This is a genomic window from Streptomyces sp. NPDC059037 (genome assembly GCF_042740015.1).
GTDB lineage: Bacteria > Actinomycetota > Actinomycetes > Streptomycetales > Streptomycetaceae > Streptomyces.
On record NZ_JBHYIG010000345.1, the window covers coordinates 1 to 9,537 of the forward strand.

The 9,537-nt window shown below is 70.9% G+C and carries 9 protein-coding genes; 5 read left to right on the top strand and 4 right to left on the bottom strand.

The genetic code is table 11. The features are described 5' to 3' along the window. The first annotated feature begins 270 nt into the window (after positions 1–270). On the top strand, positions 271–1,908 hold the full coding sequence (locus tag ACFWY6_RS40920) for a DUF4157 domain-containing protein (protein ID WP_384701620.1): 1,638 nt from the start codon (positions 271–273) through the stop codon (positions 1,906–1,908). Between the two features lie 6 nt (positions 1,909–1,914). Here the strand turns inward: ACFWY6_RS40920 and ACFWY6_RS40925 are convergent, their stop codons facing one another. Continuing rightward, positions 1,915–3,141: a metallophosphoesterase gene (locus ACFWY6_RS40925; protein ID WP_384701623.1), complete on the bottom strand. Its 1,227-nt coding sequence runs from the start codon at positions 3,139–3,141 to the stop codon at positions 1,915–1,917. Positions 3,142–3,402: 261 nt separating this feature from the next. On the opposite strand from ACFWY6_RS40925, the gene ACFWY6_RS40930 reads away from it, so the two are divergent. Together ACFWY6_RS40930 and ACFWY6_RS40935 are read left to right on the top strand one after the other, a co-directional pair. Beyond that, a complete protein-coding gene (locus ACFWY6_RS40930; protein ID WP_384701626.1) occupies positions 3,403–4,320 on the top strand; it encodes a MurR/RpiR family transcriptional regulator in 918 nt (305 codons plus the stop codon). Positions 4,321–4,659: 339 nt separating this feature from the next. Next, on the top strand, positions 4,660–5,043 hold the full coding sequence (locus ACFWY6_RS40935; RefSeq protein WP_384701629.1) for a hypothetical protein: 384 nt from the start codon (positions 4,660–4,662) through the stop codon (positions 5,041–5,043). A 132-nt stretch (positions 5,044–5,175) separates the two neighbouring features. Here the strand turns inward: ACFWY6_RS40935 and ACFWY6_RS40940 are convergent, their stop codons facing one another. The 3 genes from ACFWY6_RS40940 to ACFWY6_RS40950 form a co-directional block, all read right to left on the bottom strand. After that, complete coding sequence (locus ACFWY6_RS40940) at positions 5,176–5,682, bottom strand: DUF6624 domain-containing protein (RefSeq protein WP_384701632.1); 507 nt, start codon at positions 5,680–5,682, stop codon at positions 5,176–5,178. A gap of 211 nt (positions 5,683–5,893) precedes the next feature. After that, on the bottom strand, positions 5,894–6,019 hold the full coding sequence (locus tag ACFWY6_RS40945; RefSeq protein WP_384701635.1) for a hypothetical protein: 126 nt from the start codon (positions 6,017–6,019) through the stop codon (positions 5,894–5,896). 251 nt (positions 6,020–6,270) lie between these two features. Beyond that, positions 6,271–7,596, bottom strand: coding sequence for a hypothetical protein (locus ACFWY6_RS40950; RefSeq protein WP_384701638.1), 1,326 nt, complete (start codon positions 7,594–7,596; stop codon positions 6,271–6,273). 448 nt (positions 7,597–8,044) lie between these two features. Between ACFWY6_RS40950 and ACFWY6_RS40955 the strand changes: the two genes are divergently transcribed. Together ACFWY6_RS40955 and ACFWY6_RS40960 are read left to right on the top strand one after the other, a co-directional pair. Further along, on the top strand, positions 8,045–8,305 hold the full coding sequence (locus ACFWY6_RS40955; RefSeq protein ID WP_384701641.1) for a hypothetical protein: 261 nt from the start codon (positions 8,045–8,047) through the stop codon (positions 8,303–8,305). Positions 8,306–8,330: 25 nt separating this feature from the next. Then, the coding region (locus tag ACFWY6_RS40960) for a diacylglycerol/lipid kinase family protein (RefSeq protein ID WP_384701644.1) at positions 8,331–9,537 on the top strand (1,207 nt) is incomplete at its 3' end.

Genomic DNA, 9,537 nt, shown 5'->3' on the forward strand with positions numbered 1-9,537 from the left:
GGGCCGTGTTTTTTTTTAAACACACACCACCACCCTCCCCCCCCCCCCCCCCCCGGGGGCCCCCCCCGGGGGGGCCCGGCCCGGCCCGCCCCGGGGGGCCCGGGGCCCTGCTGCCTTACCGGGCGCGGCCGGTCCCGCTCGGCCTGCCAGCCCGCAGCCGCGCCGGAGCACGTGACGCGGTGGTGACGGCGGGCTGGCTAGCGTGAGGGTCAGTCGTGGCGCCATACGCCCAGGGAGAGCAGCAGGCGGGGGAGTGCGGTGGTGATGGCCGTGTTCGAGCCTCCTCTGCGGCGTCAACTCGGCGCGCCCGCCCGGGAATCCGGCACCGCAGGCGCCCCTGCCCGGGAATCCGGCACCCGGCGTGGCACGGACGCACGAGGCCAGCGCCTCGACCCTGACGTCCGCGCCACGTTCCAGCGCGCGCTAGGGCACGACTTCAGTGACGTACGGGTGCACACCGATGCGGAGTCCGCGGCCGGAACGAGCCGCCACGGAGCGGCGGCGGCATGCGCCGGAGGATCCGACATCTTCTTCGCCCCCGGGCATTACGAGCCGCACCTCGACCGGGGGCGACGGCTGCTCGCCCACGAACTCGTGCATGTCGTCCAGCACCACCGCGCCGGCGCCGGCGCCCCGCGCGTCTCCCAACCGCACGACCCGGCCGAAACCGAGGCAGGTTCGGCCGTCGCGGCTCTGGGCTGGGGCGGTCTGCGGGCCGCCTACCCGACCCTCACGACCGAGGTCGACGGCGATTCCGGCCGTCGGGCGGCCACGGCACCGCCCAGCATGTCGAGCCGTCCGGCACGGATCTCCCGGCTCGAGCTCACCTACGACGACGGGCCCGACGCGGCCGGCAACACCGGCCGAGTGCTCGACGCCCTCAACGCCGCAGGGGCGCGGGCCACGTTCTACCTGGTCGGCAAGCGAGTGGTGCAGGGCGAGAACTGGCGCCTGGTCTTCGACATGGCCGCGGGCGGCCACTGGCTTGGCAATCACGCGTACGACTGGAACGACGCCAAGGACAATCACATCTTCCTGCACGGCACGGCGCAGGAACGTGCCGAGAAGATTCTCCAGACGGAATGGGCCATCCGCGACGCCCTCATCAAAGGGCGGGACGACGCGCAGCGACGGAACATCTGGGCCGGCATTCCGGAGCCCAACCGGTCCTACATCGCAGATGTGATCGCCCACGGAACCGGGCGCTTCCGGACCCCCGGATTCAGGAGTCACGTCTGGACCGCGGACGGTGCGACCTCAGCGGCGGCCCTCTCCTCGGTGAACCAGGTACTGGCCGCCAGCGGTCTGCGCACGCTGGTCATCACCAAGGTCGGGATCTTCTCGCGCGAAGGCGTCACCGTGGACCCCGAGGACTATGTGAAAGGCCGGACCAAGGAACAGATCACGGCCACGGTGACCAAGGAGGTGTCGGACAACGACGCTTCAGTGCTCCTGCATTCGCGGATCGCCGCCTCCGCGGAGGCGACTCCCGCGATCGTGGCCGACTTCCAGAAGCGGAAGCTCACGTTTGATCCCACGGTTCAGGGCATGGTCGGCAAGGTCTACCCGAGGCCGGGCTTCGCAGGCCTCGGCGCGATCTCCGATCCTCCGACCGCCCAGCAGATATCGGCGGCACGGTCCTACCTGCGCACGAAGCGGGCCTTGTTCGGCCCCTATGTCTCCGGCAGTCTGGCCATCGGCATCTTCCAGTTGGCCCAGCGTGCCGGGGCGCATGAGGTCGACGATTTCATCACCGAGATACGAACGACCACCATGCCGACGCCGACCGGTCCAGTCCCTCTGGCGAACTGGATGGCCGTGAACCCGGAGTGGAGCCTCTTCCTGGGCTTCTACGAGAACTGGCGCCTCGCCAAGCCCTTCCCCCGCGTCAAGGGCGTCACGCTCTGAGAGCAGCTATAGGGGCTGCGTAGGGGGTCGCTGTGGGGAGCGGAGTACGAGCAGGGTGATCTCGCTGGGGGCGAAGACGCGGAACGGTGGGCCCCAGAAGCCGGTGCCGCGGCTGGTGTAGAGGAGGGTGCGGGTGCCGTGGCGGCTGAGGCCGGCGAGGGCGGGCTGGTCGATGCGGACGAGGTGGTGGAAGGGCCAGATCTGGCCGCCGTGGGTATGGCCGGAGAGCTGGAGGTCGACGCCGCCCGCCGCGGCCTTGTCGACGAACTTGGGCTGGTGGGCCAGGAGCAGGACGGGCAGCTCGGGGTCGGCGCCGTGCAGGGCTCCGGCGAGGTGGGCGCGGTGGCCGGGCAGGCCGGACGACTCGGCGGTGACGTCGTCCACGCCGGCGACCACGAGGGTGTCGCCGCCGCGTTCGAGCAGCAGATGGCGGTTGCGCAGCGGCTGCCAGCCCAGCTCGTCCATGAGGTCGACCCAGCCCTGGGCCTGGCTGTAGTACTCGTGGTTGCCGGTGACGTAGACCCGGGCCCGGGTGGCTTGCACGGTGCCGAGCGGAGCGGCCTGGGCGCGGCGGCGTTCGGCGGTGCCGTCCGCGATGTCGCCGGTGTGGCAGACCAGGTCGGCGTCCAGGGTGTTGACCGTCTCGCAGACCCGTGCCGACCAGTGGGCGCGGTCGAGCGGGCCGTAGTGGGTGTCGGTGATGAGGGCGACGCGGGTGCCGTCCAATCCGGCTCCCAGGCGCGGGAGTTGTACGTCGAGCCGGCGCACCCGTGGCACCCGGCGGGCCTCGGCGTACCCCCAGGCGAGCAGTGCGGCGGCCGTGCCGAGGACCGCCCAGGTGACGATGCGGGCCCGGTCCTGGCCGTCGCCCACGCCGGCCACGGTCAGGGCGGGGCGCAGCAGGACGCCGAGGAGGAGGGACCAGGTGAACAGTGTCCAGCCGGCCCCAAGGAGGGTGTCCCCGAGGATGGCCGCCCGGTCCTGCTGCCGCCGGCCGTGGCCGCGCATCATCGCGAGCGGCATGGTGATCAGGCCGAGGACGAACAGGGCGGTGCCGCCCAGCGTCACGGGGAGGGGCCAGTGCTGGCCGGCGTGCAGCAGCACCCAGCAGGGGACGGTCCACAGCAGGACGGGGGCGATCAAAGGGAGGTAGCGCATCAGCCGGCGCAGGCGGCTCTGCTCGCTTGTATGCGCCGCACCGTCCGCGGATCGGGCTTCGCTGGTGTCGGTCACGCTTCCCCTCCTCAGGCAACCAGAACTGCCGAAGCGCGCACTGTATCCGCACCGCATGGACAGTGAACCGCGCCCGGCCACCGCCCGGCCCTCTACCCGCTACCCGCACTTCCCGCACGAGCGCGGGGAGGCCTTCGCCCGCCTCAACCCGCCGCTGTTCGGTACGGCGCACGGACACAGGCGGCGGTGGGCGACTGGAGGGGGTGGCCACAGGGGGTGAGCTATGTTGGGTGACGAGTGACATGAGAGGGAGGCCCGTCGGTGTCATCCGGGCAGCAGGCACGCGCCCAGGCGGCCGCCATCACGCCGGGCGAGAAGTCGCCGGACCATGAGCGCGCCCCCGGCGAGCGGGTCCGTGCGCTGTTCGACGGCCGTCGGCTGTCCCCGGGGCAGCGGCGCATCGCCCAGTACCTGATCGACCACCTCACCGAGGCCGCGTTCCTCTCGATCACGGAGCTGGCGGAACGGGCCGGTGTCAGCCAGCCGTCCGTGACCCGCTTCGCCGTTTCCCTCGGGTTCAGCGGTTATCCCGCCCTGCGGGACGCGCTCCAGCCGATCGCCCTGAGCGCGGTCGCGGGCTCCCCGGGGGCCAGCGGCCAGTTCCGGCGCAACGCGCTGCAGGAGGCCGTGGACGCCGAGATCGAGAACCTGCAGAACCTACGTCGCCTGCTCGCCGACACCGACCAGGCGCTGGACATCGGGCGCGAGCTGGCCGGTTCCGTGCCGCTGACGGTACTCGGCCTGCGGATCTCGGTGTCGCTGGCGGAGTACTTCGCCTACGCGGCCCGGCGTATCCACCCCGACGTACGCCTGGTGACCCGTGGCGGCAGCGTGGCCTACGACGCCCTGCTCCAGTCCCGGGCGGCAGGCGGGACCTGGATGCTGGCCTATGCCATGCCCCGGCACGCCAAGGAGACCCTGGGCGCGCTCCGGGCCGCGCGGAGCGTGGGGCTCCGTACCGCGCTGATCACCGATCCCACCCTGGGGCCGCTGGCGGACGCTGCGGACGTGACGCTGACCGCGGGCACCGGGTCCCGGCTCGTCTTCGACTCGTACGCGGCGCCCGGCCTGCTGTCCGCGGCGCTGCTGCAGGCGATGGCCGACGCGGACCCTGAGCGGACGCAGGCGCGCCTCGAAGGCTACGAGCAGGTCGCCGACCAACACGGTTTCTTCCTGTAGGCCGGTCCCCCCACCGCTCGGCGCGCACCCCCCGTCTTGAGCTGGGCATTCTCACCTTTTCGCCCTCACCGTCGTATGTAATTTTTCATGCCCTTGCGTACTCGACGGTATATATATTTACTTGCCCAGCGCCCCGGATCACCAGACGCCAGGGAGGGCGACCCCAAGCCCTCCCGGAAACAGACACGCGGTGTGACGCCTCCTCCTCACGTCCCGCCCGTGCCCGGTCCCGGCTTTCGGATCTACCGGAGCGCTCACGGCGGCCTCGGTCAACCCCTGGGCCGAGGCCGCCGCAACAACGTCTCGATCAGAGTTCGACACCACTCGGAAGCGACGAGAATGCGCCAGACTGCCTCCATCACGCTCAGCCCCGACTGGCCCTGCCAGGTCAAGGCGCCCGGCACCCCGGACTGGGAACGCACGGCGATGCGCTGGCTGCGGGACCTGCTGCCGGCCCGGTACGGCACTTATCCGACGCTGAACCGCCATCCCGCACTGCTCGCCCGGCACGCACAGCTCCAGCTGCAGCACGAGGTGCGGACGGCGCGGATCGCCCTGGAGACCAGCCGGGCGGAACTGCCCGCGCTGGGCGTGTCCGCGTCCTTGATCGAGAACTCCATCAGGATGTACGCCGTCGAACTCCAGCAACTGGGCCGCCTGTCCCGAGGAGTCCGCCTCATCGGCGACGCCCTCCTGGCCAACGACACCAACCGCCGTCCGTGACACACGGCGTCTGAGGCACGTGACGGCCCCTGAGGCCCCCGCCGGGCAGGTGCGGGCGGGGCCTCGGTGTTCGGCGCCCGACGGCAGGTGAGCCCGGGCGGTGATCCACCGGACGCGACTGGGAACAGGGCGTCAGGCCATGGAGAACTTGGCGACGTACTCATCGAAGGGCTCGATGCCGACTTCGGCACGGAGTTCGTCCATGCGCTCGGGCTCTGCACAGGGCCACGGAACCGGTGCCCCGTCCTTCACACCGGCGATCTGGGTGCCGTAGACCTGCTTGCAGCCCTCGTTGACCAGCTTTCGGTCGCGCAGGAAGGCCAGCTCGCGGGGGCCGGCCGAGCCTGCCGCCACCGCCTGCTGCATCAACTGGAGGGCACGACGCTGCACATCGAGCTGCCGGTCGGCATGCTGAGCGATCAGCCATGCCGCGCGTGCGGCCTCCTCGCCGACGAGTTCCGCCGTCGGCCAGCCGTACTCATCCATGATCTCGCCGAGCCGGTCACCGTGCCGGGCCGTCAGCCGTCTCCAGGCCAGCTGCTCGGCGGGGTCGTCGCTGTTCGCATGGATGGCGGACTGGTGATCGGCCGCGGCCATGTCCGTAAGTTCCGCCGTCAGTGCGGCAACGTCGTGCGCCACTTTCAACTCCCAGGTCAGATCCGTGCTTTGTATCCGTCCGCAAGCCTAGAGGTGCACATCAGGTGTAAAGATCATTCCGGAGAACGGTGACAGCCACCTCCCCGCATGGGGATGATGGATCTACCCCCGAAGCCAGAACGCTGTGTCAAGAGCGCAGGCGATCACCGGGGGCACCGCTGCAGCAGTGTCGTCTCGACCGTGGCGGCGACCGTCAGGCAAGTGCAGCGCTCCACTGCATGGTCTTGACCCTGCGCCCCCGCACACCACCTTGGCCTGCCGGGCATCGGCGCTTCGGGCCGCAGAGGCGGATCAGCTTCTCCTCGATCAGCTCGTCCATGACCCGAAGGCGAAGTCGTCCGTCTGTGCTTGGAGCACGAAGCCCGCCTGGTCTACGCCGCCTCCAGCTCCGTACTGGGCAAGCAAGGCGGCGACGAGCAGCTCAGCCCATATGCCTGGACCAAGGCGAAGAACGTCGAGTACATCCGCAACAACGGCGATACGCAATCGGGCCAAGTGCCGGCAGAGGGCCTCCCTGCGTGTTGGCCCCTGCCCCGTGGCGCCCACAGTGGTGCGAGGCCGTACGGGTGCTCACTGTTCGGATCCCGGGCCCGCAGGCGCGGGGGACCCGGCCGCCAGAGTCCTTCGGCCGGTCGCCGCGAGGAGGGCGATCAGTGCGAGGACCGCCAGGAGGATCAGCACCAGCAGCAGCACCGTCAGGACCGTGGGGTGGTTCCACAGGGCGAACACCAGGGCCAGTAGCAGCAGGGCGCCGATCGTGACCCATCGCCGGTTCTTCGCCGTCCAGGTGCCTGCACGGCCGGTACGGATGTGGTGGGTGTCCGCCCATCGGGCCGCGGAGTCGGCGGTGCGCTCGGAGGCGGACCGTACGGCGTGGGCTCCTCGGCCGGGTCCGACGAAGTACGCGCCGAGAGCGATGATCACGCCGAGCACGATCACGGTGCGCAACGTGACCCGCAGGAAGTGCAGCAGGTGGTCGAAGATCGCTGCCGCGGCTGCCTCCGACTGCACCTGCGGGGGCAGATGGTCCAGGTAGTAGCGGCGGGCGACGACCAGGACGATGGCGACGATCAGGCAGGCCACCGCGGCACCCAGGGCGGTCTTCGCCAGAGCGCGTCGGCGTCGGTAGGCGAGAAATACGCCTGCCGCCCCGATGACGACCGTCAGCGCGGGCAACCAGGTGCCGGCCACGTCGAGTGCGTGCCCGGCGCTCTGCACGCTCTTGAGCTTGTCGGACTGGATGAGCACCATCTTCTTGTCGACGTCCGGGATGTGCTCGGCCGGTGTCACACCGGCATCTACGAGGTCCTTCTTGACCTCCTCGACAGCGGCGCCGACATCGAGGGTCACGGTGCCGTCGTCGACGCCGACCGCCCCGCGTCCCTTTCCGGTCAGGGCGTGGACCAGCGCCGAATGGGCTTCCCGGTTGGCGGTGGTCCACACCTTCTCGAACCTGTCGCTCTCGACGAAGCGCGTCGCCACCTTGTCCGCGGCACCTGTCACAGCCGCGTCCAGCTGAGGGGCCAGCCCCTTCACCGCCTGGGCGGCGCGGGGCGGCAGTCCCTGCGACTGCAGCCAGGCCGCGATTTCGGCCGTGGCCCGTTTGCCGTCGACCCGTACGTCCACCGCCTGGACGATTCGGTTGTGCGCGGCGTCCTCGATCGCGGGGTCGGAGGCGAGCGGTTCGACCGTCTCGACGTACCGGTCCGTGTCGAGGACGATGTCGTGCACCCAGACGGTCAGCACCGATACGGGGACCAGGACGCAGGCAAGGACGATCAGCACGGCCGAGACGACCTTCCGCGCGATTCCGCCCGGACCAGCCGCGTGCGACTTGCTGTCCGACGGTGAAGCCTCCGAGGCGGGGACGTCCGATGGCTCCAGCGGGCTGGTCATCCGTCCTCCAGGGTTGAGGTGCCGCTGCCTGCGTGGCTGCCGCTCTCTCCATTTGTCCTGGTTGCCGGGGGTGCGGCATGTCGGCGTGCGCCATTCGGAGTGCCTGGCGATACATCCGCACCCCGAGACCGACCGCATCGGCCGGGACGCGTCCGCGACCACGACAGGGGACCCGGTCGTCGTGTTGGTGCCGGATATGGACGGATCGGAGTCTGATCATGGGGGTGAAATTCGCCTTTCAGTTTGGCCTTTCAATGACGACAGACCGGGGAGGGCGCCATGAGCGGCGGTCTTCCGCTGACCATCGGGGCCGGCCGGCTGGCTGCCGGCCTGGCCCCTGCTGCCGGGACTGTCCGTATGGGAGCCGGCGCTGGTCGCGAGGATCCTGGCCCCGACCGACGCCGCTCTGGGCAAGACCGCGGTCTCCAGCCCGCGTGTCCCCTCGCTCGTGCGCGGCGGCCTCAATGTCGAGAGCGGCCTCAACGACGGGATGGCGCTGCCCTTCTTCGTGCTCAGCACCGTGCTCGGCCTGGCCGGCAGCGGGTTCATCGCTGCCTGGGTGGCCGGCTTCGCCTTCGGTGTCTCCCTGCGGCAGGGCGCGGCAGCGGACGCGCCGCCCGTCGACGAGAAGGCCGCTGCCCGGCGCCCGCAGCTGCGCGAGGGGATGCCCGACGAGCAAGACGCAGGGTCCTCGTCCACCACGCGGTAGGGCAACGACGAGCTACGGAGGAAGCATGAGCGGCGGCAGTCCGGCGCCACGGTGGGCGGCTCGGTGGGCGGCTCGGCTGGCGATCGCCGCGGCGGTCGCCGCCGTGGTTCTTCCGCTGGTGGTCGCCGGCTTCAGGAGTCTGGGACTTGCCGCCGTCGCGCTGATCGGACTCGCCGTCAGCGCGGCCGGGCTGTGGTGGGCCTTCAGCCGCAAGGGTCTGATCAGGGTGCTCGCGCTGGCCCTGGCCGTGGCCGTACAGGCGGCCGTGATCGCGCTGTTCGTGGCGGTCGGCGTGTTCTGGGTGCTGGCCGTCGTGCTCGCGTTGTGGGGCGTGGCGTGCTCCGCCGGCTGGGCCGCGCTCGGCGAGGACGGTGGGCAGACGGCTCAGGCCGAATATCGCGTCCCTCCGCCCGAGCGCCCGTTCCTCATCATGAATCCGCGTTCCGGTGGCGGGAAGGTGGAAAGGTTCGGGCTCAAGGAGAAGGCCGAAGCCCTGGGCGCCCAGGTCGTGTTGCTGGACCCCGCGCACCCTCAGGACGTGGCCGCGCTCGCGCGCGACGCCGTGACGGACGGCGCGGATCTCCTCGGCGTCGCCGGCGGAGACGGCACACAGGCCATCGTCGCCGGTGTGGCGGCCGAGCACGACATCCCCTTCATGGTGATGCCGGCCGGAACCCGCAATCACTTCGCCCTCGATCTGGGACTGGACCGTGAGGACCCGTCCACGTGTCTGGACGCGCTCGCCGACGGGGTCGAACTCCGCATCGACCTCGGTCGCATCGGTGGGCGCACCTTCGTCAACAACGTCTCGTTCGGCGCCTACGCGGAGGTGGTGCGGAGTCCCGCGTACCGCGCCGACAAGATCCACACCATCCTCCGGATGCTGCCGGACGCCCTGACCCATCACCTCGGCTCCCGCCTCACCGTTCAGGGCGCCTCCCTGCGGATCACCTCCCCCCAGGCCGTACTGGTGAGCAACAACCCGTACCGCCCCGGTGACCGGGCCGGCCTGGGCCGCCGGGACCGGCTCGACGCCGGTGTCCTCGGGGTGCTGGCCATCAAGGTCGACAACGCGGTGCAGGCGGCCGAACTGCTCCGCGGCAGACGCTCGTCCGGGCTCACCGTCGTGACCGTACGAGAAGTCGTGGTCGGGGGCCGCGGGGGGCGCGGGGGCGCGTGTCCGGGGCCGGGGGCGGGCGCGCGGCCGCCCACCCCCCGGCGCCCGCAGGGCG